Source organism: Aquimarina sp. (assembly GCF_977115655.1).
In genome coordinates, this window is sequence record NZ_CDSBKO010000010.1 from 70,932 (window position 1) to 95,800 (window position 24,869).

The 24,869-nt window shown below is 31.9% G+C and carries 21 protein-coding genes and 1 pseudogene; 16 read left to right on the top strand and 6 right to left on the bottom strand.

Annotation, left to right across the window (positions count from 1 at the left end):
• Nucleotides 1-9 precede the first annotated feature (9 nt).
• The 4 genes from ACZIYX_RS06255 (at nt 10) to ACZIYX_RS06270 (ending at nt 5,200) form a co-directional block, all read left to right on the top strand.
• Entirely contained in the window at nt 10-495 is a 486-nt protein-coding gene (locus ACZIYX_RS06255) for an ABC transporter ATPase (RefSeq protein ID WP_462681350.1), read from the top strand.
• 94 nt (nt 496-589) lie between these two features.
• Nucleotides 590-3,427, top strand: coding sequence for a glycoside hydrolase family 3 N-terminal domain-containing protein (locus ACZIYX_RS06260; protein ID WP_462681351.1), 2,838 nt, complete (start codon nt 590-592; stop codon nt 3,425-3,427).
• Between the two features lie 213 nt (nt 3,428-3,640).
• Nucleotides 3,641-4,543 carry an aldo/keto reductase gene (locus ACZIYX_RS06265; protein ID WP_462681352.1) on the top strand — a complete coding sequence of 301 codons (903 nt, stop codon included), beginning with the start codon at nt 3,641-3,643 and terminating at the stop codon, nt 4,541-4,543.
• 192 nt (nt 4,544-4,735) lie between these two features.
• Entirely contained in the window at nt 4,736-5,200 is a 465-nt protein-coding gene (locus ACZIYX_RS06270) for a hypothetical protein (RefSeq protein WP_462681353.1), read from the top strand.
• Nucleotides 5,201-5,206: 6 nt separating this feature from the next.
• Here the strand turns inward: ACZIYX_RS06270 and ACZIYX_RS06275 are convergent, their stop codons facing one another.
• Genes ACZIYX_RS06275 through ACZIYX_RS06285 form a run of 3 tightly spaced genes read right to left on the bottom strand, consistent with a single transcriptional unit; the run spans nt 5,207 to nt 7,194 of the window.
• Nucleotides 5,207-5,743, bottom strand: a complete 537-nt coding sequence (locus ACZIYX_RS06275) for an RsmD family RNA methyltransferase (RefSeq protein ID WP_462681354.1) — start codon at nt 5,741-5,743, stop codon at nt 5,207-5,209.
• A gap of 1 nt (nt 5,744) precedes the next feature.
• Nucleotides 5,745-6,569, bottom strand: coding sequence for a DUF3822 family protein (locus ACZIYX_RS06280; RefSeq protein WP_462681355.1), 825 nt, complete (start codon nt 6,567-6,569; stop codon nt 5,745-5,747).
• Nucleotides 6,550-7,194, bottom strand: coding sequence for a hypothetical protein (locus ACZIYX_RS06285; RefSeq protein WP_462681356.1), 645 nt, complete (start codon nt 7,192-7,194; stop codon nt 6,550-6,552). The genes ACZIYX_RS06280 and ACZIYX_RS06285 overlap by 20 nt, the downstream gene beginning before the upstream one ends.
• Before the next feature lie 136 nt (nt 7,195-7,330).
• Between ACZIYX_RS06285 and ACZIYX_RS06290 the strand changes: the two genes are divergently transcribed.
• The 7 genes and pseudogenes from ACZIYX_RS06290 to priA all read left to right on the top strand — a co-directional run bounded on the left by ACZIYX_RS06290 (nt 7,331) and on the right by priA (nt 16,095).
• Complete coding sequence (locus tag ACZIYX_RS06290; RefSeq protein WP_462681357.1) at nt 7,331-8,758, top strand: ATP-dependent DNA helicase; 1,428 nt, start codon at nt 7,331-7,333, stop codon at nt 8,756-8,758.
• A gap of 159 nt (nt 8,759-8,917) precedes the next feature.
• Nucleotides 8,918-9,622 (top strand): annotated as a pseudogene (gene kdsB, locus ACZIYX_RS06295) (3-deoxy-manno-octulosonate cytidylyltransferase); the annotation flags it as partial.
• A gap of 81 nt (nt 9,623-9,703) precedes the next feature.
• Nucleotides 9,704-10,765 carry an iron-containing alcohol dehydrogenase family protein gene (locus ACZIYX_RS06300; RefSeq protein WP_462681388.1) on the top strand — a complete coding sequence of 354 codons (1,062 nt, stop codon included), beginning with the start codon at nt 9,704-9,706 and terminating at the stop codon, nt 10,763-10,765.
• Nucleotides 10,766-10,846: 81 nt separating this feature from the next.
• On the top strand, nt 10,847-11,401 hold the full coding sequence (locus ACZIYX_RS06305; RefSeq protein WP_462681358.1) for a 1-acyl-sn-glycerol-3-phosphate acyltransferase: 555 nt from the start codon (nt 10,847-10,849) through the stop codon (nt 11,399-11,401).
• A gap of 628 nt (nt 11,402-12,029) precedes the next feature.
• Nucleotides 12,030-12,458 (top strand): DUF2147 domain-containing protein, encoded by a 429-nt coding sequence (locus ACZIYX_RS06310; RefSeq protein WP_462681359.1) that lies wholly within the window; start codon nt 12,030-12,032, stop codon nt 12,456-12,458.
• A 104-nt stretch (nt 12,459-12,562) separates the two neighbouring features.
• The gene (locus tag ACZIYX_RS06315; RefSeq protein ID WP_462681360.1) at nt 12,563-13,129 is read left to right on the top strand and encodes a chalcone isomerase family protein; all 567 of its coding nucleotides are present in this window, start codon (nt 12,563-12,565) and stop codon (nt 13,127-13,129) included.
• Between the two features lie 512 nt (nt 13,130-13,641).
• Nucleotides 13,642-16,095, top strand: a complete 2,454-nt coding sequence (priA, locus tag ACZIYX_RS06320; protein ID WP_462681361.1) for a replication restart helicase PriA — start codon at nt 13,642-13,644, stop codon at nt 16,093-16,095.
• Here the strand turns inward: priA and ACZIYX_RS06325 are convergent.
• Complete coding sequence (locus tag ACZIYX_RS06325) at nt 16,092-16,802, bottom strand: LytR/AlgR family response regulator transcription factor (protein ID WP_462681362.1); 711 nt, start codon at nt 16,800-16,802, stop codon at nt 16,092-16,094. The two genes, priA and ACZIYX_RS06325, sit on opposite strands and share 4 nt — an antisense overlap.
• Nucleotides 16,803-16,972: 170 nt before the next feature.
• Here ACZIYX_RS06325 and rpsF point away from each other — a divergent pair, with 170 nt between their 5' ends.
• From rpsF to ACZIYX_RS06350, 5 genes are all read left to right on the top strand, one after another.
• Nucleotides 16,973-17,311, top strand: a complete 339-nt coding sequence (gene rpsF, locus ACZIYX_RS06330) for a 30S ribosomal protein S6 (RefSeq protein ID WP_462681363.1) — start codon at nt 16,973-16,975, stop codon at nt 17,309-17,311.
• On the top strand, nt 17,311-17,610 hold the full coding sequence (gene rpsR, locus ACZIYX_RS06335; RefSeq protein WP_189457518.1) for a 30S ribosomal protein S18: 300 nt from the start codon (nt 17,311-17,313) through the stop codon (nt 17,608-17,610). The genes rpsF and rpsR overlap by 1 nt, the downstream gene beginning before the upstream one ends.
• A 16-nt stretch (nt 17,611-17,626) precedes the next feature.
• Nucleotides 17,627-18,076 (top strand): 50S ribosomal protein L9, encoded by a 450-nt coding sequence (rplI, locus tag ACZIYX_RS06340; RefSeq protein WP_462681364.1) that lies wholly within the window; start codon nt 17,627-17,629, stop codon nt 18,074-18,076.
• 104 nt (nt 18,077-18,180) lie between these two features.
• Complete coding sequence (locus ACZIYX_RS06345) at nt 18,181-21,354, top strand: TonB-dependent receptor (protein WP_462681365.1); 3,174 nt, start codon at nt 18,181-18,183, stop codon at nt 21,352-21,354.
• 110 nt (nt 21,355-21,464) lie between these two features.
• A complete protein-coding gene (locus ACZIYX_RS06350; protein ID WP_462681366.1) occupies nt 21,465-21,950 on the top strand; it encodes a DUF6495 family protein in 486 nt (161 codons plus the stop codon).
• 165 nt (nt 21,951-22,115) lie between these two features.
• On the opposite strand, the gene ACZIYX_RS06355 is transcribed toward ACZIYX_RS06350, so the two are convergent.
• Together ACZIYX_RS06355 and ACZIYX_RS06360 are read right to left on the bottom strand one after the other, a co-directional pair.
• Nucleotides 22,116-23,723, bottom strand: a complete 1,608-nt coding sequence (locus ACZIYX_RS06355) for a fibronectin type III domain-containing protein (RefSeq protein ID WP_462681367.1) — start codon at nt 23,721-23,723, stop codon at nt 22,116-22,118.
• Nucleotides 23,724-23,797: 74 nt separating this feature from the next.
• A complete protein-coding gene (locus ACZIYX_RS06360; RefSeq protein WP_462681368.1) occupies nt 23,798-24,868 on the bottom strand; it encodes a S41 family peptidase in 1,071 nt (356 codons plus the stop codon).
• Between the last annotated feature and the right edge of the window lies 1 nt (nt 24,869).

The following is a 24,869-nucleotide window of genomic DNA, read 5'->3' on the forward strand; positions in this document are numbered from 1 at the left end:
AGAATAGCTATGTTAGTAGATTTTGATACCCTTCCTGAAACATCCCGAATATGGATCTATCAGGCTAATAGATCATTCACTTCAGATGAATTAGTAGAGATCGAGAAAAAAATAAATGAATTTTTAGAACAATGGACTGCACATGGGGCAGATCTAAAAGGTGGTTATGAAATTAAATATAAACGATTTATAATCATAGGTTTGGATCAAGGGGTCACTCCGGCAACAGGATGTTCTATAGATACTTCAGTACGTTTTATTCAGCAATTAGAAAAAGAATACAATGTAGATTTGATAGATAAAATGAATGTGTCTTTTAAGCAAGGAGAATTTGTAGCCTACAAACCTCTTAATGATTTTAAAAAAATGGCAAAAAATAAATCAGTATCCCCCAATACTATCGTTTTTAATAACTTGGTAACTAATATTGCCGAGTACCGAACCAATTGGGAAGTTCCTGCAAAAGATAGTTGGCATAACCGTTTTTTAAATTAAAATTTTCGTGCGGTATATAATTACAAAGTATATTTCTTTCTTAATATTTCTTCTTGCATATCATGTTTGCGCTCAGTCAAAAAATCCCTTAGTAGTGAAGGATTACGAGGGACAAAAAAAGTGGGTAGACAGTGTGTACAACAGGATGACCTTAAAAGAAAAAGTAGGTCAGTTATTTATGGTAAGCATCTCTTCATCAGATACCCAAAAGAAAAAAGAAGAAGTAAGATCCTGGATAGAAGATTTTCAGGTAGGAGGAGTTATTTTTTCAAAAGGAGGCCCCCTTGGGCAGGCAAAGCTCAATAATAAGTACCAAAAATTATCCAAAATACCATTGCTAATTGGTATGGATGCAGAATGGGGATTAGGGATGCGATTAGATTCAACCCAGATTTTCCCATGGAACATGACCCTTGGAGCTATACAAGATGATAAATTAATTGAAGAAACAGGAAGACAAATAGCAAAACACTGCAAACGAATAGGAGTTCATATTAATTTTGCACCCGTAGTAGATATTAATACCAATCCCGAAAACCCTATAATTGGTAACAGATCTTATGGAGAAGATAAAGAAAAAATAACCCAAAAAGCATTAGCTTTTATGAAAGGTATGCAGCTTGAAGGTATTATGGCAAGCGCAAAACATTTTCCAGGTCATGGAGATACAGATAGTGATTCACATGAAACATTGCCTACTATTAATTTTGATGCCAAAAGAATTGATAGTGTCGAGCTATATCCATATAAAAAACTTTTAAAAGAAGGGCTGTCTGGTATAATGGTTGCTCACCTTAATGTTCCAAGTATAGAGTATAGATCAAATTATCCATCCTCTATTTCTAAAAAAATAGTTACTAATCTGTTAAAAGATAGCTTGCGTTTTGAAGGGTTAATTTTTACAGATGCTCTTGATATGAAAGGAGTTTCAGGTTTTAAAGAACCCGGGGATATTGATCTGGAAGCTTTTTTGGCAGGTAATGATATTCTTTTAATGTCTGAAAATGTACCACTGGCATCACAAAAAATAGTTTCTGCATACTATTCAGGCACTATAACAGAAGAACGTTTGTCTTACTCTGTAAAAAAGATTTTGCTGGCTAAATATAAAGCAGGGCTTCATAGATATTTGCCAGTTAAAACAGATTTTATTTTTGAAGAGCTGAATAGTAAAAAAAACATGGTCTTGCATCATGAATTGGTAGAAAACTCTTTAACAATCATCAAAAATGATAGAGCAACGTTGCCGATTAAAAACTTAGATATAAAAAAAATAGCTTATGTCTCTTTAGGAGATGCTTCTGGAGATGTTTTTTTTGAAGAATTAAATAAATATGCTCAGGTAGATTGGGTAAAAGGCAATCAGTTAGGAGAGATTATGGAGCAACTACGTAATTATAATTATGTTGTAGTAGGCTTTCATAAATCAAATAATTCTCCTTGGGAAGAATATAAGTTTAAAGATAAAGAATTAGTTTGGTTATACGAAATAGCAAGAGCAAACACCACAGTTCTTAGTGTTTTTGCCAAACCTTATGCCATGCTGGATATGTTAACCACTACTAATTTGGAAGGAATACTAATGGCATATCAAAATAGCGAAATTGCACAAGAAAAATCGGCACAACTACTTTTTGGAGCAATAGAAGCCAAAGGAAAACTTCCGGTAAGCATAGGTGAGGAATTTCCTGTAGGAACAGGATATAAAACCCAATCTTTGCAAAGATTAACTTATGGGCTTCCCGAAAGTGCAGGTATGAACTCTTATAAACTCGAAAAAATAGACTCTATAGTAAATTTTGCCTTGGATGAAAAAATGGCACCAGGAGTCCAGCTTATCGTAGCTAGAAAAGGGAAAGTGATATTCAATAAAAATTATGGATATCATACCTATGATAAATTTAGGAAAGTTAGAGGAAATGATGTCTATGATTTGGCTTCTCTTACTAAGATATTAGCAACATTGCCACTTACTATAGAATTAAAAGATAAAGGAATAATATCTTTAAATACAAGATTAGGAGAGATGCTACCTTCTTTTAAAAATTCAAATAAAGAACATATTACTGTTCGATCAATGTTGTCTCATTACGCAAAACTAAAAGCATGGATTCCTTTTTATATTTATACAATGGATTCTATAACAAAAAAGCCTGACAAAAAATATTATAGAAATAAACGTTCAAACGATTTTAATTTAGAAGTAACAGATAATCTCTATTTCAGAAGTGATATGAAGGATTCTCTTCTTTTACAAATTAGAGATAGTGATTTGCGAGACAAACTAAGCTATAAATACAGCGATTTACCATTTTATATTTTGCAATCCTATATTGAAAGCTATTATGAAAACACATTGCATAATCTAACACAACAACATTTTTATAAATCTCTGGGAGCCAATCATACTACATATTTACCCCTTACAAAATTTAAGAAAAAAGATATAATCCCCACAGAAAACGATAGGATTTTTAGAGATGAAATTGTACATGGATATGTCCATGATCAAGGAGCAGCTATGTTGGGAGGTATAGGCGGGCATGCAGGATTATTTTCTAATGCAAATGATGTAACCAAAATAATGCAAATGTATCTTAACGGAGGCAGTTATGGGGGTAAACAATATTTTAGCAAACAAACATTAGAAGAGTTCAATACATGTTATTATTGTCATAAAAATGTTCGCAGAGGTATAGGTTTTGATAAACCCCAGTTAGGAGATGCTGGTCCGACCTGTGGTTGTATTTCTATGACAAGTTTTGGTCATAGTGGTTTTACAGGAACCTTTGCATGGGCAGATCCGGAACAAGAAATTATATATGTTTTTTTAAGCAATCGTACTTTTCCTGATGCAGCTAACCGAAAACTTATATCCAATGATATAAGATCAAAAATACAAAAGGTGATTTATGAAGCTATAGATTACTAAGGGCTTTTGATCCACACTGTAGAGTTTTAGTTTTTGGGGCTTGTCATGAAATAAAAGAGAAAATTTTTACAGGCCGTATTGTACGTTTGCCATGAAGTGATTGATTTTCTTCAGCCTTACTTTCAAAACAAAATATATTTTCAAGAGGATATCTCATAAGCTTACTTTTGAGGTTTTTGATAGTATCATAAATAATTTTTAACCTAATAAAGCATGAAAGTTAAAATTTCACATCAGGGTCCGTTGTTTTCAAAAATAGTAGCAGGATGTATGAATTGGGGGGAATGGGGAGTTAATTTAACCGTAAATCAGGCACAAAAATTAATAATGGATTGTCTGGATACCAATGTTACCACCTTTGATCATGCAGATATTTATGGGCATTATACAACAGAAGCACTATTTGGCAATGCAATTAGAAATAAAAATGCTCTGCGACAAAAAATACAACTTGTAACAAAATGCGGGATTAAGCTAGTGACCCCTAACCGACCAGACAATCTTATTACATCATATAATACCAGTAAAGAATATATTATATACTCTGTAGAACAATCCTTAATCAACCTGAAAACAAGCTATATAGATCTTCTTTTGATTCATAGGCCAAGCCCCTTAATGAATCCCGAAGAGATTGCAGAAGCTGTTACAAGACTTAAAAATGACGGAAAAATATTGCATTTCGGAGTTTCTAATTTTACCAGAACACAATTTGAAATGCTAAATTCTTTTACACCTTTGGTAACCAATCAAATAGAAGTTTCAGCATTACAATTAGATCCATTTTTGGACGGTACTCTGGATCAATGTATCACCAAAAAGATAAGACCAATGGCATATTCTGTGTTTGCAAAAGGGGAATTATTTTCTAAAAACCCAAGCGATAGAAAAAATAGAATTAGTAAAGTAGTTGATAAATTGGCAGAAAAATACGAAGCTACTTCAGATCAAATTTTAATATCCTGGATATTGAAACATCCATCTGGTATTATACCTGTTATTGGTTCTACAAAAATTAACCGTATCCAATCTGCTGTAAAAGGTTTAGAAATTGATATTAATTACGAAGATTGGTTTATGATTTGGGAAGCATCTACAGGTAAACAAGTACCTTAATGGTATTGTTTGTTTAATATTATACGTAAAAAACCAGCTAATCTTTTTGCTGAAAAATCATAAAAATAGCATATACTACTTGTAAAATACATTTTTTTGGATATATTTATACAAGTAAATACATATATAGTAATAATTGCTATGTTAAGATTCTTTACATATTTTCCCCCTAACCCCTTTTACACATATCAAATGAATAATTATAAGCTAACATTTATAGGATTACTTTTGTCTTTTATCCTGTATATATCATCTGTTTTTTTTGAATTGGATTTATTTGAAAAACTGGTAAGGTTATTAGCAAAACTTGAAAAATATGAGTTTGATGAATTAATCATACCTGTTATATTCTTTTTTATATTTCTTTTTATAGATATAAAGCGATATAGTAAAAAAGCAGATATAGAAAATATTAAATTAAATATTTATAAAGCGATGCTATCCTCAAGCCACCATATATTAAATAATTTTATTTATCAAATGAATATATTTAAAATAACGGCAGAAGAAACCCCCGGATTTGATGTAAAAATTTTAGCTTTTTATGAAGAAATTATAGACAATACAACACATCAGATTAATTCGTTAAGCAGTCTTACTACTATTGATGAAAACACTATTCGAACATCAGTAATGGGGGCAGAGTGTGTAATATAAAAAAAATTATTTTTCAAAAAAGCTGAAAGTAGATCCACCGTACTTTCTTGCATTACTGAAATAAGGAGATTTTTCGAGAGAAGTGTGTTTGGAATGTTCAATAATCAAAATACCATCTTTGTTTAATAAATCATTTTCAAAAACTAAAGAAGGAATTTTTAAAAATTGGTCATCAGTAAAATCATAAGGCGGATCTGCAAAAATTATATCTGCTTTATGTTTTACTTTTTCAAGATAGCTGTAAACATCGCTTTTGACTATCTCTATAGAAAAGTCAAGTTCTTTTGCTACACTTTTGATATATCCTAAACACCCATAATGAGAATCTACTGCAGTTATATTTTCTGTACCTCTGGATATAAACTCATAGCTAATGTTTCCTGTACCTGTAAAAAGATCCAAAACAGTTATATTAGAAAAATTATAGCTGTTGTTTATAATATTGAACAAGGCCTCTTTGGCCATATCTGTAGTTGGACGAACTGGAAGCTTTTTTGGAGCAGTTAGTCTTTTTCCCTTATATTTTCCCGAAATAATGCGCATATTAGAAATGACTTAGTAAAACAAAATGTTGATGAGACTCAAAGGGATCTACATTAGAACCTGTTTTTAAGTTGTTGAAAAAATTACCAAAGCTCACATTTCGAATATAGGTGTTCGCAATTTTAAAAAAATCACTATTCTTTAAAATATTGCCCAAAAAAACTAATTTAAACTCTTCCGGGTTTAATTTTAATTGCTCTGTGGTATACATCAAATAGTAGAGAAAATCCTCTTTAGTTTGGTAAGGAAAATTGTTGCTCAAAATAAGATTTCCTTTAGTGATAACAACTAAATCAAAAGAAACTTCATTTATATTGGCAAAAACAGTGGTAAACAGATTGTTTTTTTCTTGTGTAAGTAAAGTATCGATTAATATAGTACTGGTATGCTTATATGTAAATGAACCAAAAGATTCGAAAAAAAAATTATTAATATTTGTATATGGGATGTACACACATACAATATCATGCCTGTCTAATTCATCATAAGCGATAAAATCATTATCAAGTACCTTTATGTTAAATTTAAGGTAGTCGCTTAATAATTCCTCTTTAAACAGGGATTTTGGAACAACAGTATATAAATCATTTTGATAAATTACTTCTATGTTATCAAACGACCTTTTTAGTTGATGATTATGATCAAAAATGGATTTTATTTTTTCAAGAACCTGTTTGGGGGCTAGTTGTATCCCAAAATTTTCATAGTTCAGAGATATAATCTCATTTAAAGAATTATCTATAACACAAAAAGAAAGTCCATTCAAGCTTACCTGAATGGACAATGTTTTTAATTTATTGGCTATGTTATTGGTCGTTTGCACCATAAGTTCTTGGCCAGTTACCAGAAGTCATAACTTCTGTCATTGATCCTACAGATAGAAAAGGTCCGTTTACACCATCTACAGATTGTACTTCTTTTTCCTGAGATAAAAGATCTTTATCTTGGTCATGCAAAAGTATGTCTTTAGAAACTTTAGCTTCAAAAACAGCAATTCTCAGATCGTTTTTATTAATAAAACCAGCATCCATTTCAAAATTAGCATCAACACCTTCAATTGGTACTTTCATCATGTTTTTGTGATTCCCTGTTTTAAATAATGAATCTTTAACAGACGCGTATCCAAGAGTATCAACTACAACAGTATCCCTTGGTTCATCAATCTTAAGTATTTTGTTGAATCTAATAAAACTAGAGTCTCTTCTTTGGGTTAAAGTAAATTTAGCAGTGTCGATAAATGTAATTAATTGAGCTGGATCTTTTGCGAATTTTCCGGTTATCGATCTATATGCTAATTGCGCAGTACGGATATCCCTCAAATTCTCAACAGCTTTAGCATATCGAACTTGCTTTATTTTATTGAACTTAACAGGACCGTTAACAGAATTGAATACTAAGTATCCTAAGAATCCTATAACTACCCACAGAACTAATTGAACAACAATTTTCATTTTATGATTTAGCTTTAAACATTAGTGTATACGCAAATCTACAATTTTTTTTTAATCGTAAAAGTTTATTGCCAAAAAATCCTCCTTATCTTTGAATTATTAGCAGAGATATGAATCATACAGATATATTTTTTTAATGAAGGAAAAAGAGTTTTATGAAATACTAAAAAAAGATTTTCCTTTTGAACCTACTATAAAACAAGATATTGTTCTTCAAAAACTATCCCATTTTATGTTATCGGGATCAAAAGAATCACTTTTTTTATTAAAAGGTTATGCAGGTACAGGAAAAACTACTTTGATAGGAGTTTTGGTTAAAAACCTATGGAAAGCCAAATTAAATGCAATTCTTTTGGCTCCTACAGGAAGAGCAGCCAAAGTAATTAGTAATTTTTCTGGTAAACAAGCCCAGACTATTCACAGAAATATTTATTACCCCAAAAAAAACAAAAGCGGGGGAGTAGCTTTTCAACTAAAACAAAATAAAAACCGTAATACAATTTTTATAATAGATGAAGCTTCGATGATTCCCGATACTCCAAGTGATAGTAAACTGTTTGAAAACGGATCTTTGCTGGATGATCTGATGCTGTATGTATATTCAGGATCTAATTGTAAAATCCTTTTTATAGGAGATACCGCACAGTTACCTCCTGTAAAATTAGAAGTTAGCCCGGCATTAGATCCTAATATCCTTTCAGTAGGATTTAACAAAGATGTTACTCAAATAGAATTAGACGAGGTTGTACGGCAAGCAGAAAATAGCGGTATACTAATGAATGCTACCCGATTAAGAGAAATTTTGAATGATGGATACTATAGCTCGTTTCAGTTTCAAATAAATGGATACCCGGATGTAATAAGGTTTTTTGACGGTCATGAAATCATGGAAGCACTAAATGAAGCATACTCTAGTTCAGGACAGGAAGAATCAGTAATTATATTGAGATCTAATAAAAGAGCAAATATTTATAATCAACAAATTAGATCACGAATACTTTTTCAGGAAGAAGAACTGTCTTCTGGAGACTATTTAATGGTGGTTAAGAATAACTATTTTTGGTTAGATAATAAAAGTGAAGCTGGTTTTATCGCAAATGGAGATATAATTAAGGTTCTGGAAATTTATTCTATAAAAGAATTATATGGATTTAGATTTGCTGTTGTAAATGTTGAAATGGTAGATTATCCCAACCAAAAACCTTTTGAAACGGTTTTGTTATTAGATACTTTAACCTCAGAAACCCCATCTTTAACTTATGATGAATCCAATAAGCTATATCAAGAAGTGATGAAAGATTTTGAAGATGAAAAATCTAAGTATAAAAAATTTATAGGAGTTAAAAACAATAGGTTTTTTAATAGTTTACAGGTTAAGTTTTCCTATGCAATAACTTGTCATAAATCGCAAGGAGGACAATGGGACAATGTATTTATAGAACAACCATACCTTGCAGATGGAATAAATAAAGATTATTTGCGATGGTTATATACAGCAATCACCAGAGCTAAAAAAAAATTATACCTAATTGGATTTAAAAATGACTTTTTTAGCGAGAATTGATGAGTATAAGTAATTAAAAACTCGTATTTTAATATTTTTTTAATAAATTTTGATAAAACTAAATAGTTGACAAAGTTAGAGAATTAATATAAAAAAGTTATTTTTGCAAATGAAGAAAAGCAATAAATTTTGAACAAAAATATTCTGAAAACCATCGCAATGATTCCTGCGAGATACGCGGCCACGCGATTTCCTGGTAAATTAATGCAAGACCTTGGGGGTAAAAGTGTTATTAGGAGAACTTATGAAGCTACCCTTAATTCTGGACTATTTGAATCTGTATTTGTGGTTACAGATAGTGATATTATATATCAAGAAATAACTTCTAATGGCGGTATTGCAATTATGAGTAATAAAGAGCACTCATGTGGGAGTGATCGAATTGCAGAAGCTGTTGAAGATATGGATGTTGATATTGTTGTAAATGTTCAGGGAGATGAACCTTTTACAGATAGAGAAAGTTTGGAAAAAGTACTCAATGTATTCTATCAGGAAGATTCAAAACATATAGATTTGGCTAGTCTTATGACACCTATGAAGGATTGGGAAGATATTATGAACCCTAATAGTGTTAAAGTCATAGTAGATGAAAAAGATTATGCTTTATATTTTTCACGTGCTCCCATTCCCTATCCAAGAGATAAAGAAATAAATCATGTATATTATAAACATAAAGGCGTTTATGCATTTAGAAAGCAAGCTATTTTAGATTTTTACAGATTGCCTATGCGTTCTATAGAAGCTTCAGAAAAAATAGAATGTATAAGGTATCTGGAATATGGTAAAAATATAAAAATGGTAGAAACCATGCATGAAGGCGTCGAAATTGATACCCCGGAAGACCTGGAAAAAGCAAAAAGAATAATAAATAAAGAAAATCTATTGAATCCAAAATCTATAACAACCTCAGAAAAAGTAAAAGTTTCTAAGCACAAAAATTTCCCTATGGTACCAAAAGTTGTGTTTGGGAAAGGAGCTTTTGATCAGGTTAGTGATATTATTTCACCAGAACGAAATGGAGTTGCCCCATTTATTTATTTAATAGATGATGTTTTTCAGAATAATACCTCATTTATTCAGGATAGAATTTTGTTGTTATATACAGACCAAATTATATACATATCCACGGCAGAAGAACCTAAAACATCTCAAGTAGACGCTATAGTTGCCAAAATAAAAAAAGATCACCAATATACTCCTAGTGGGATTATAGGTATTGGAGGTGGTTCTATACTGGATTTGTCAAAAGCTGTAGCGATTATGCTATCAAATCCGGGTAGTGCAGCAGATTATCAAGGTTGGGATCTGGTTAATAATAAAGCAATATACCATGTAGGAATCCCCACCATTTCAGGGACAGGTGCAGAGGTATCCCGTACAACAGTACTTACAGGACCAGAACGTAAACTAGGTATAAATTCAGATTTTACACCTTTTGATCAAGTAGTACTGGATCCAGAGTTAATACATGATGTGCCCAAAGATCAATGGTTTTATACAGGTATGGATTGTTATATTCATTGTATAGAATCTTTGGACGGAACATACCTCAATGCTTTTAGTCAAAGCTATGGAGAAAAAGCATTAGATCTTTGTAAGGAAATATTTTTAGGGTCTGATTTAGATAAAGAAGAAGCAGATGCAAAACTAATGATGGCTTCATGGCATGGAGGTATGAGTATTGCATATTCTCAAGTAGGTGTTGCTCATGCAATGAGCTATGGATTGGCGTATGTACTGGGTACTAAACACGGGATAGGCAATTGTATAGTTTTTGATAAACTCGAAGAGTACTATCCGGAAGGTGTTGCATTGTTTAAAAAAATGAAAGAGTATCACAATATTAATTTGCCTATAGGGGTTTGTGCCAATATAACCGAAGATCAATTAAATGTAATGACTTCTGTTGCTTTAAGTCTGGAGCCTCTTTGGGAAAATGCACTTGGGCATGACTGGAAATCTAAAATAAATGCAAATAAATTGAAAGAAATTTATCGCTCATTATAATTTATTTTAGGTCACAATAAATTAAGGATAAGATAGAGTTTGTGAGTAAATTCTATCTTATTGCTTATAAAACACTAACAGATGAAACGATTTTCTTCCTTTATATATCACAGGGTTTTAGGATGGAAAATAATAGGGAGTTTTAAAGCCGAAACTATAGATAAATGCGTTATAATTGTGGTACCTCATACCAGTTGGCATGATTTTTATATAGGGTTGTTGATTAGGCAATTGCAAGATGTTAAAATTAGTTTTTTAGGTAAAAAAGAACTTTTTAGATGGCCCTTAGGATGGTATCTTAGAAAAGTAGGAGGTATATCCTTGGATAGAACTTCTGGACAAAATAAGGTAGAGGCAATTGCAGAATTATTTAAACAAAGAAAAGAGTTGCGTTTGTCTTTAGCTCCAGAAGGAACAAGAAAAAAAGTAAAAAACTGGAAAACAGGGTTTTATCATATTGCGATGGCTGCTAATGTACCTATTATTATGGTTGCATTTGATTTTGGAAAAAAACAAAATAAAATATCAGAGCCATTTTATCCTACCGGAGATATAGAAAAAGATCTTATCATTATGTACTCTTTTTTTAAAGGAGTAAAAGGTAAAATACCCAAATATAGTTTTGATAGCAATTAAAATTATCCATGTCATTAAGCTAAGCTGTATCTTTTTGAGGATTAAATATTTGTAAAAGCAAAATACCTCTTTACTTCCATCATGGGATTCCTGTCTGCGCCGGAAAAACAAGCAGAAAGCATTGTATTTTGGTTATTTTATCATTCCGGAAATTTGTCATCCCATTGAAGAACAGGACTAGAATCCATCATTAACAAACTTTAAATCCATAGTTTAAATCCTTAACTTAACGACATTGCTAGAATTACCAAACCTTTTTTTGATATTCTGTATTTTTTAATTGATTAGTATTTCTGGTGTTTACGTTGATAGTTATGTTGCAAAATATAAAAGCCTTAGGTTTGTATCATTACATCATTACGTCATTACATCATTGCATCATTACATCCTTACATCATTATATCATTGCATCATTGCATCATTATATCATTGCGTCATTATATCATTGCATCATTATATCATTGCGTCATTATATCATTGCGTCATTATATCATTGCGTCATTATATCATTGCGTCATTACATCATTAAATATATTTTTGTTTTTGAGCCCATCAAAGAGGATTAGACCCTCAGTGGGAGTTGAATTTTGATTCTTTAATTATTAAAATGGATAAATACGGTAGGAATATGAATTTTTATAAAATATTTTTTATCCTTGTTTTTCTTGTTTTCAGAACTTTACCATTGCAAAGTCAGATAGAAGGCAGTTGGAAAACAATTGACGATAATACAGGTAAACCTCGGTCTGTTGTAGAGATATACAAAAACGGGGGGAAATGGTTTGGAAAAATACGAAAAGTACTGGATGAGATTAACAAAGATCAAATTTGTATTGCTTGCAAAGGAGAAGATCATAATAAGCCAATAGAAGGAATGGTTATCCTTAAAGGACTGGAAAGGGACGAGGATGAATATGAGAACGGAACAATTATGGACCCAGAAAATGGTAAAACATATCGATGTAAAATATGGATAGATAAAAATAAACCAAATATCCTTAATGTTAGAGGTTATATAGCTTTTTTATACCGAACCCAGCAATGGGTTAGAATCTGACTCAGCCGGTTTTTATTGCTTATTTTTAATTTTAACATTTTTTTAATGTTAGTTTTTTGAAATGTTTATGACCAAATTCTTAGTAATCAATAAAAAACTAAATAATGAAAAAAATAATTCCTCTGGTTATTGCAGCTATTTTCAGTATCTCTGCTATAGCACAAATTAGAATAGGTAGTGTTGTAGTTCCTGATAAGGTTGATTTTGAAGGAGAAGAACTAGTATATAATGGAGGTGCAATGAGAAAAGTTTTATCTTTTAAAACTTACTCGGGGACACTTTATACAAAAACACCATATACAGACGATAAAAAAGTGTTGGACTCAGACGAAACCATGGCTATTCGATTAAATATTGCATCCAATAAGGTTACTAATGAAAGAATGATTAAGGTATTCAAAAAAGGTTTTGATGATGCTATGTTTGGTAATACACAAAGTCTGGATGCAAGAATAGACGATTTTCTTAAATTATTTGATTCGCCTATGCAGATTAATGACTTTTATGATCTGGTTTATCTAAAGGGAAAAGGTGTAAAAACGTATAAAAATGGAAAGGAGTTGGGTTTTATAGAAGGACGGGACTTTAAATATGCCTTGTTTAAAATATGGTTAGGAAATGAGCCAGCTTGTCAAATCATTAAAGGAGGAATGCTGGGAGCGGGTCAATAATAGATATTCAAAATATTTTTAAAATCTGATTTTATATTTAAGTCAGATTTTTTTATTCTTAAAAATTAAACCACTTGCTCCGGGATTATTGATTTGTTCAGGACAAAAAGCTTGTTCCAGAACTTGATACGGCATCAAGCATAACACTTGTACAGAACTAAACCAAAGTATAATTTTAGTAACAATAGATTTTCTGATGTATAATTCGGGCAATGTCGTTAAGTTAAGCTGTATCTTTTTGAGGATTAAATATCTGTAAAAGTAAAATACCCCTTTACTCCATCATAGATTTCAGCCTACGCTAGAATGAACAAGCAGAAAGCATTGTGTTTTGGTTATTTTGCCATTCCGGTAATTTGTCATCTCTTTGAATAATGGGACTGGAATTTGTTGTTAACAAACTCTAAATCAGTAGTTTAAATTCTTAACTGAATGATATAGATAATTCGGGTTAAACTTGTATTTTTGTTACAATAGTGCTTTTAATATTTGGCTCTTAGTTAAAATTGATAATGTCGTATTTTATAAATGTAATTCTTCCTATACCTCTTGATAAAGAGTTTACTTATAGTATTAATAAAGACGAAGCTGGTTTTTTGAAACCAGGAATGCGTGTAGCTGTTCAATTTGGAAAAAGCAAAGTATATGCTGCTTTGGTGACCAAAGTACATCAAACGCCTCCCTTGGTTTATGAAGCAAAAGAAATAGAGCATATCCTTGATGAATCTCCAATAGTTACATCAAATCAGTTGCAACTATGGTCATGGATCTCAGATTATTATTTAAGCACAAAAGGGGAAGTTATGAGAGCAGCTTTACCCGGGGCTTTTTTATTAGAAAGCGAAACCATTATTCATAAAAATGAATCTTCAGGTTTTGAAGAATCTCTTTTAAGAGATGATGAATTTTTAATTTATGAAGCTCTTCAGTACCAAAGCCTTCTTCGTATACAAGAGGTGATGGATATAGTAGGAAAAAAAAATGTGCTTCCTGTGATAAAACGGTTACTGGAGAAAGGAGTAATTATAGTTCAGGAAGAAATTTATGAGCAGTATAAACCTAAAATGGTAAGGTATATACGATTGAACGTAGAGTATGCCAAAGAGGAATCATTAAGAGACTTGCTGGATTCTATGGCAAGAGCACCAAAGCAGCGCGAAGTTTTGCTTCATCTGTTTACAATACAGGCAAAAACTAAAAAACCAATAAAAGTTGATGAGCTTTTAAAAACGTCAAAAAGCTCTGCTGCTGTAGTGCGATCATTGATTGATAAAAAAATATTAGAAGAGTATCATTTACAGACAGATAGAATTCAGTATTTGGGAGAAAAAAACGAAGAAACAAAACAACTTAATGAATATCAGTTAAAATCTTTAGGAGAAATTAAAAAGTCTTTTGAACAAAAGGATGTATGTCTTTTTCATGGGGTAACTTCTTCTGGTAAAACCGAAGTGTATGTTAAACTTATAGAGGAGACTATTAAAAGAGGAAAACAAGTTTTGTATTTATTGCCAGAAATAGCACTTACTACCCAACTTATTACCAGATTGCAAGAGTATTTTGGAGAACAACTTACCGTTTATCATTCCAAGTATTCAGTTAATGAAAGAGTAGAAGCCTGGAACAATGTTAAAGATAAAAAATCAAAAGCACGCATAATAATAGGAGCCAGATCCGCAATATTTTTACCATTTATAGATTTGGAATTAATAATAGTAGACGAGGAGCATGAAAACACTTTTAAACAATATGACCCGGCACCAAGATATCATGCCAGAGATACAGCTGTTGTTTTGGCAAAAATGTTTGGGGCCAAAATTATTTTGGGATCAGCAACTCCTTCAATTGAAACTTATTATAACGCACAGCAAGGAAAATATGGATTTGTACAATTAACAAGGAGATATGGAAATGTCTTAATGCCCGAAATTAATCTTGTAGATATTAAAACAAAATATAGAAAAAAAGAAATGACAGGGCATTTTAGTGACACTTTGCTGTTAGCTATTCAAGATGCATTAAAAGAAGAAGAACAAGTGATTCTTTTTCAGAACAGAAGAGGATATTCCCCTGTAATAGAGTGTAATACTTGCGGTCATTCGCCTCAATGTCCTAATTGTGATGTAAGTCTTACTTTTCATAGTTTTAAAAACCAATTAAGATGCCATTATTGTGGATATAATATAGCTATGCCACAAAAATGCAATGCTTGTGATAGTGTAGATTTAAGTACAAAAGGTTTTGGTACCGAGCAAATACAAAAAGAATTAGAAGAATTGTTTCCTGATTATAAAATAGGAAGAATGGATCAGGATACGACCAGAGGTAAGCACGGGTATGAAAAAATTATAAATCGTTTTGAAGACAGGGAGATCGATATTCTTGTAGGTACGCAAATGCTTTCTAAAGGTTTAGATTTTAGAAATGTGAGCCTGGTTGGAGTAATGAACGCAGATAATTTACTAAACTTTCCTGATTTTAGAGCTCATGAACGAAGTTACCAACTAATGCAGCAAGTAGCAGGCAGGGCTGGTCGAACAAAAAAAAGAGGTAAGGTTTTGATTCAAACATATAATCCCTATCATCAAATTTTGCAGCAAGTTTCTGTTAACGATTACTCAGGAATGTATGCAGACCAAATCGAAGAAAGGCATCAATATAAGTACCCGCCTTTTTATAAGTTAATAAAGATCACAAGCAAACACAAGGACTATAACAAAGTAAATGAAGCTACAGATTGGTTAGCAAAATCTCTTAAAAATGTGTTTAAACAAAATGTTTTAGGTCCCGAATTCCCTCCTGTATCAAGAATTAGAAACCAATATCATAAAAATATAGTAATAAAAATACCACATGGTCAATCTTTAAATAAAACAAAAGAAGTTGTTAAAAAAATAAATACTTCTTTTAAAACTATAAAAGAATTTTCAGGAGTAAGAGTTATAATTAATGTAGATAATTATTAACTGTTATTCAAAGCTTCAATTAAAGAATGTTTTTTATGTCGGCTAAGGGGTATTTTTTCGTCTGCTATTTCTATATTACGACTGTTGTAACGTTCTACTTTGTCTAGGTTAACGATATAAGATTTGTGAATTCTTAAAAAACGATCTTCAGGAAGTTGTGCTTCAAAAGATTTCATAGTTGCCAAAACAACAATAGGATCTCCGTCTTCCATAATAAGTTTTACATAATCACCTAAAGCTTCTACATATTTTAATTGATTAAGGAATATTTTTCGCTTTTTCAGGTTGCTTTTTACAAAAATATAGTCATCATCTTCAATTACAGTATTTTCACCGCCAATACGAGACATGCTAAGAGCTTTATCTACAGCAGCATTAAAACGATCTTTTTTAAGAGGTTTTCTTAAATAATCGATAGCATCATAGTCAAAAGCTTTAAAAGCATATTTGGTTTTTCCTGTAACAAAAATAATATGAGGCTTGTTTTCTAAGTCATCCAAAAGATCAAACCCGGTTAAGATAGGCATTTCGATATCCAGAAATAATAAGTCAACCTGGGTGTCGAGTAAACCATTTTTAGTTTCAATAGCATTATTCCATTCAGCCACTAATTCTAGTGATGAATGTTCGTCTATTAGCTTAACAATAGCTAGTCGCTGAAGGCGGGAATCATCTACTACCGCACATTTTAATTGAGATTGTTCCACTTGTATAGTGTTATTTTCTAAGTACAATATTAATGAATATAAATTGTTTCCACAAACAATTTTGGTTTTTTATCGATAAAAATAGTGTTTCATCGAAGTGAAAATAAGATTTGAAAATCCAAAAAATAATGTTACTTTTGCAGCCAATTTTAATTTAAAAATAGATTTTTATGAATCAATACGAAACTGTTTTCATCTTGAATCCCGTTTTATCTGAAGATCAGATAAAGGAAACAGTAAAGAAATATGAAGATATTCTTGTTTCTAACGGTGCCAAGATGATATCAAAAGAGGATTGGGGGCTTAAAAAGCTTGCTTATGCAATCCAACATAAAAAAAGTGGATTTTATCACTTGTTTGAGTATCAGGTATCCGGTGAGGCGATTAATGCTTTAGAAGTAGAATACAGAAGAGACGAACGTATAATGCGTTACCTTACTGTACGTTTGGACAAGCATGCAATTGCTTGGGCAGAAAAAAGAAGAAACAGAAATAAACAAAAAGCTTAATTATGTCATCTATAGAACAACAAGCTAAAGGAAAAAAAGATGGAGAGATCAGATATCTTACTCCTCTTAATATAGATACAACAAAAACTAAGAAGTATTGTCGTTTCAAAAAATCGGGTATTAAATATATTGATTATAAAGATCCTGATTTCTTAATGGCATTTGTAAATGAACAAGGTAAACTATTACCTCGTCGTCTTACAGGAACTTCATTAAAATATCAACGTAAAGTTAGTGTTGCTGTAAAAAGAGCAAGACATTTGGCTCTAATGCCATACGTTGGTGATTTATTAAAATAAAATTCGTCATAACATAATGGAACTTATATTAAAGAAAGACGTTGAGAATCTAGGATTTGTAGACGATATAGTACAAGTTAAAAATGGTTATGGTCGTAACTATTTGATTCCTGGTGGATTAGCAGTGTTAGCTACTCCTTCAGCAAAAAAAGTACTAGCAGAAACTTTAAAGCAACGTGCTTTTAAAGAAAAGAAAGAGATAGAAGATGCCCAAAAAATAGCTAACCAGCTTGGAGCATTAGAAGTAAAGATCTCTGCAAAAATAGGAACCGGAGATAAATTATTTGGTTCTGTTTCTAGCGCAGATGTTGCAGAAGCATTTGCAAAACAAGGAGTAGAGATAGAAAAAAAGTTTATTACCGTACCAGGAGGGACTATAAAACGTCTTGGACAGTATGAAGCTTCTGTTCGCCTTCACAGAGAAGTTATTGCTACTGTTTCTTTTGAGGTAATTCCTCAAGCTTAATAAGGAAAAAACGGTTAATAACTGTTTTATAAGAATAAAAAAATCGCTCTTCTGAGCGATTTTTTTATTTTATTTTTATTCTATAAATTAAATGTTATTATTAAATGAAAAAAAATATTCTAATAGTATTGGTGTTGTTGGGATTTTCAGGTAACGCTCAGGTAACTACCTCTAATGTTTCTGGAATTGTAAGAGATAATGCGAACCAATTATTACCAGGAGCTAATGTTGCTGTTGTGCATACGCCTACAGGAACTTCTTATGGCGGGATTACTGATTTTGATGGACGGTATAATCTAAATAATTTAAGAGTAGGAGGGCCATATAGAATAACAGTAAGCTATGTTGGTTTTAAAAAATATCTTTTGGATGATGTTTTTTTACAACTAGGACAGACATTTAATCTTAATATCATTTTGGCAGAAGAAAATAATGAACTGGCAGAAGTAGTGATAACTAGTAGTAAAAATAGCACTTTTAGTAGCGAACGTACTGGAGCTGAAACTAGTGTTGGAAGAAGAGAATTAAGTACTTTACCAACTATTTCGAGATCTGCAGCCGATTTTACCAGATTAGAGCCAACAGCAAGTGGAAACTCTTTTGGAGGAAGAAATGACCAGTTCAATAATTTTAGTTTGGATGGAGCTATATTTAATAATCCATTTGGGTTAGATGCGGCCACCCCTGGAGGGCAAACAGATGCACAACCAATTTCTTTAGATGCAATTGAACAAATTCAAGTATCCACAGCACCTTATGATGTTACATTATCCGGGTTTACAGGAGCATCTGTTAATGCTGTTACCAAAAGTGGAACTAATATATTTAAAGGAACTGTTTATGGATTTTTTAGAAATGAAGATTTAACTGGAGGAAAAATAAAAGGAGAGGATGTATTTAAGTCAGATCTGGAACAAGGACAATATGGTTTTAGTATTGGTGGCCCAATTGTTAAAAATAAACTATTCTTTTTTGCAAATGCAGAAAGAGACCAACGTACAGATTTAGGAGCTCCCTGGTTACCTAATACCGGTAGTGGTGCAATAAACGAATCCAGAGTAGCAGAATCCGATTTATTGGCAGTAAGCAATGCGTTGGCAAACCTAGGGTATAATACAGGGGCATATAAAGGGTTTACTTATGACTCAGAATCTATAAAAGGTATTTTTAAGTTAGACTGGAATGTAAATGATAAGCATCGTGCAGCTATAATCTATAATTTTTTAAGAGCATCAAAAGAAAAACCAGCACACCCAACGGCTATAGGTATTCGTGGTCCTAGTGCAGCAACGCTACAATTTGAAAATTCAGGTTATGAGATTAATAATAACATCAACTCTTTTCAGCTAGAAGTTAATTCCAGGCTCTCTAACACTTTTTCAAATAAATTTCAGGCAGGTTATACTCATTTTGATGATTTCAGAAACCCATTATCTGTACCAGCACCAGTAATAACTATTCAAGATGGAGCAGGCTCTAATTATATCATCGCTGGTCATGAACCTTTTTCTATTAATAATAAATTAGATCAAAAAGTAATTCAGGCAACTAACAATCTTAATATTTTCTTAGGAGATCATACAATTACTGTGGGGGCTTCTTTTGAAATGTTTAGATTTAAAAATTCATTTAATTTAACAGCTTTTGAGCGTTTTGCAGGATTTTCTGATGGAACTTATTTTGGGTTATTTAATTCTTACAACTCTGTTAATGATTTTGTTGCAGATGCAAATAATGCAAATGGTGGATTATCACAAAACTTACAATTTGCCCAAGAAAGATTTACTGCTTTAAATACTGCGGGGCAAGGTAATGATGGAGGTTTTAAATTAGCAGAATTAAATGTAGGGCAATTAGCATTTTATATTCAGGAAGAATGGAATATCACAGAGCAATTTAAGTTTACTTATGGGCTTAGATTTGATAAACCACTATATTTTGACACAGCAGATCTTATCCAAAAGTATATAGATACAGATAATGGTGCCTCCAGAGATAATAGTACAGTGTATTATGATCCATCTACAGGAGAAGCAGTGAATCTGGATTCTACCGTATTACCATCAGATAAATTATTGTTATCTCCAAGGTTAGGCTTTAATTATGATGTAAAAGGAGATAAAACTTTTCAGGTTCGTGGAGGTACAGGTATATTTACAGGCAGACTACCATTTGTATGGATAGGAAATCAGGTTAGTGGCGCAGATGATGGATTTTTTCAGATGGTAGATCCGGATTTTCAATTTCCACAAGTTTGGAGATCCAGTTTTGGTGTGGATTACAGATTGAAGAATGGAATAATCCTTACCGGGGATTTTGCTTATACCAATGATATAAACGGAGTACATGTACAGAATTGGAGATTGAAAACACCTTCGGGAACCTTAGCAGGAATAGATAACAGAGATATTTATAGTGATACAGATAAAGGAACTAACAATGCTTTTGTACTTACTAATTCTAATAAAGGAAGAGTTATCAATGCTTCTTTTAAAGCTGCCAAAAACTTTACAAATAATTTGTATGCCAGTGTTGCCTATAGCTACTTGGATTCTAAAGATGTTAATTCTATAGAAGCTGAAATTACCGGGGATGCATTTGCCGGTAACCCTGCTTTAGGAAACGTAAATAATGATGTTCAGTCCTATTCAAAATATGGAGACAAGCATCGAATTATTGCGGTAGCTTCAAAAAAATGGTCGTATGGCAATGATAAATATGCTACTACTATTTCTGCCTTCGCAGAGTTTGCTCAGGGAGGCAGATTTAATTATACCTATGCAGGGGACATTAATAGAGACGGGTCTGGGTTAAACGATTTAATTTATATTCCTACACAGGATCAATTGGCAACGTATAATTTTAGCGGTTCTGATTTTAATACCAGAGAGGCACAGAGGGCTGCTTTTGAAGCCTATATTCAACAAGATGACTATCTTCGTGAAAATAGGGGAAGGTATGCAGAACGGTATGGTGCCATAGCACCCTGGAGAAATAAAATAGATTTTAAATTTATACAGGATTTTAATATTAATGTAGGAGAAAGAGTAAATACTATCCAGTTTAGTTTGGATGTTTTAAACATTGGCAATTTGATCCATTCAGATTGGGGATTAGTGCAGCAGCCTAATAATGTACAAGTTTTAGGAGTTAACGTAGATGATACAAACACCTCTACCTATTCTTTTAATTCTGATTTGGTTAAGACTTTTGGGTATGATTCAAGTCTTAGGTCCAGATGGCAGGCGCAGGTTGGGTTACGATATATCTTTAACTGATTTTTGTGGATGTACTAAAAAAAGTAAAATCATAATAGAAGTAAAAACCGCTCATGGATATAAGGGCGGTTTTCTTATTTATACTTATTTTTGCAATCAATTTTTTTAAAATGAAATACCAAAGATTAAGCAAAGAGCAATTAGAGGAGTTACATGTAGAATTTATCAATTTTTTGTCTGCCCAAACAATTACCGTAGAGGAGTGGAACGATATTAAATTAAATAAGCCAGAGGTTGCCGAGGAAGAAATAGATGTTTTTAGTGATTTAGTTTGGGAAAAAGTTCTTGGTAATGCCCGATATGTAGAGCATTTTTCAAAAAATCAAATACATTTGTTTGAATTGGCCGAAGACCAAATGTTGCTTATTTCAATAAAAGTAAATAAGGAATCTGTAGATATTACCACTAAAGAAGGGTACCAATGGTTACGAAATAATTTATTAAATGATGAAGTGGTTTTTTATAATGCTTCTAAGCAATATGGTAAAGATAAAAACGCAGATAAATTTGCTTTAATCCAACAGGGGGCGAATATAACGAATGGTGAGTTGTATCGGTATTTTGCAAAATGGATTCAAGATAAAGAAAAACCATAATTTTTTGTTGGGTTAAAAACAATATAACAGAAATTTTAAAAAAATAAACCCCTCATTGCAAAGGGATTTATTTTTTCGAAGTTATAGTTTTGAGATATACTAATACTATTTATCTTTTGAATATCCAGTACAAGAAATATTACCACCCTGAATTATCAATACAGGTTAGTTAACAATAGAGTAGCCATTTGGCATATTGATGTAGTGGTACCCTGATTCGTCTTTAATTTCTATACCAGAGTTTTGGGTGCTGGAATTTTTTAGCATGTCAAATTGCTCTTGTGTAATGTTTCCGGTTAAATATCCTTTGTTTGTTGCTCCTTGTTCGATAAATACAAAATTATCAAATGTATACTCATTTATTCGAATCGCGGTAATTTCATAATCAGTATATTCTGAAATTAAACTATCTATAAAAGTCACCGTAAATTGTAAAGGGAAATATGCAGAACCAGAGTTGTAAATTTTTGCTTCTTTTCCTTTAACAGAAGTTGCAGAATATACTTTATTAACAACAGTAGCTACATTGCTGTAGGATTGTTTGTTATTAAACTTCCAATCTAAAACTATTTGAAGTTGGTATTCTTTATTAGCAGGGATCTCACTAGTATTAAATGTAGCGGTATGACTGTCTGCATAGTGATCGACTCCAACTTTACTAAGTGATTTTTTTTCTCCATCAAGTAAGTAAATAGAAATGTTTTCTAGTGTATTAATATCCCCAAGAATAAAATTAGTTTCGGTAAGCCTATTCCAATCAACATATAAATTACCATTACCGTCACTATATGTATTGATTTCAAAGTTATTTGGGGCTGTGGTTTTTGTTTTGAATTGGATAGTGTTACTGAAACTTACATTGCCATAGGTATCTTTTGCTTGTATTTGCAAGCTATACGTTGTGTTTCCGTTTAGGTTTTGTAATCTAAGATATTTGTTAGGAAGCGGTTTGGATACGGTGTTTAGGTGATCCGGATAGATCACTCCTTCAAAAATATCGGTATAAACATCTTGCCCATTTAAGAAAGCAGAATATTCTATACTATCGTTTTCTGGATCTATAGCTTCGTCAAAGTCAAATATTACAAAAGCAAAACCAAGATGGTCTGAGTACTCATCGTTTAACTTTAGATTAAAATTAGTTGGGGATTGATTTTCTAAAGTAACAAATTCAAAATCTTTAATTAAGGATTTCCCATTATCTGCTGTAGCAATTAATCTACCAATATAATTAGTGTTATGATTTAGAGAATTGAGTTCGTATGCCAATTCATTAATATTGTCCTGTACCAGCTTATTATTTAAGTAAACCGAATAAGTAATAGAATTATTTTCTGAGGTAAAAGATTCGTCCCAAGTTAGACTAGCGGTCGAGTATTTTACATTTTTAACAATTACTTCAAAATCAGAAGGTAATGGCAGGTCATTTGTAGTAAATGAAGTTTTTGAACTGGTTGTGTTGTTGTTATCATCTTTAGCAATAATCTCTACTTCATAAGTTTTATTATTTTCAAGATCCATCAATTCATATTGAAGATTGCTGTTTTTTGTTGTTATTTCTTTGTTATTTAGTTTAATATCGTACGACACAGCAGCTCCTTCAGGGTCATTTGCCTTGGTCCATGCTAATTTAGCTTTTGAAGACTGTATTTCGCTAACTATAATATCAAAACTTTCTGGAGCTAGATTTATAGAATTAGAATCATCAGATTGACAGCTTAATAGGGTAGTAAGTGTAAATGATATACATAGTCTTGCAAATTTATTTTTCATGTGTTTACATCTTTTTTATGATTATTTCCTTTATTTAGTAAAAGGGGACATAAATAGTAATATTTGAGTTTATATTACTCTATATTATAAGTACTGGATAAAAACTGTACAGCAGTTTCCATTACTTTATCTTCATCGTTTTTAATGTTATCTTCTGTATTTCTAACGTATACATCAGGGATATGACCGATACCGTCCAGACTTTTACCATTAGGCAATAAAAACTTAAAAATAGAATATCGGTATTGCCACCCATTAGGAAGAAAACGCCTCATTGAAGTATCTGAAAAATCTCCTGCGGTAACATCTCCTATTTGGGTAACTTGCTCAAACGATTTAAGATGTAATAACAATACTTCTGCAGCGCTTACCGTAATTTTATCTGTTAAAACCAGTAAAGGTTTATCATAAAATGTATCTCCTGTTTTTTTGGAATAATACGATATCTTGTCTGAAAAATCCGAATACCCAGGACCATTTCGTTCCTCTACGGTATACACTAACTTTTCAGAAGTTGCAAATCTTCCTGCAATTTGGGTAGCGATAGGGTCACTACCACCTGTATTGTTTCTAAGATCTAAAATAATGGCTTTATGATCTTTTAATTTGTTAATGATACCATCTATAAAATCAGGGTTTTTCGCTTCGATGGCATTTAGATAAATATAGCCAATGTTTTTATCTTTGATTTTGGCCGAAAGATGTATTAAATCTGGTTTAGGGTTTTCTAACAGAGAGATATTTTCAAGATACTTATTACTTAAAAGAGGAAGGCTAAATTCTTCTTCTACCGTTTCTACCTCAGATGATCCGGATTCAAAATAATGGATGTCAGGATCAAAATCTTTTTTGGGTTGTAAAATCATGGTATGAGAATCGTCTAAATAGCTAATCATGGATTTAAAAATATCCCATAATTCACTATCGCTTGTTTGTTCCGTTACTCTGGGTCTGTATACGTTGTATATACTATCCCAGTTAGATCCCCTTACTTCAAATAAGCTATAATGTTGGTCAAAATCGTTCCAGAATATCTCAAAATTATTTATAGGGGTATTCGGTTCATCCTCTTCCAAGAATATTTTTTCGCACGAACTACCTAATAAAATGATTATAACCAAGGGTAAAATAATAATACGTTTCATG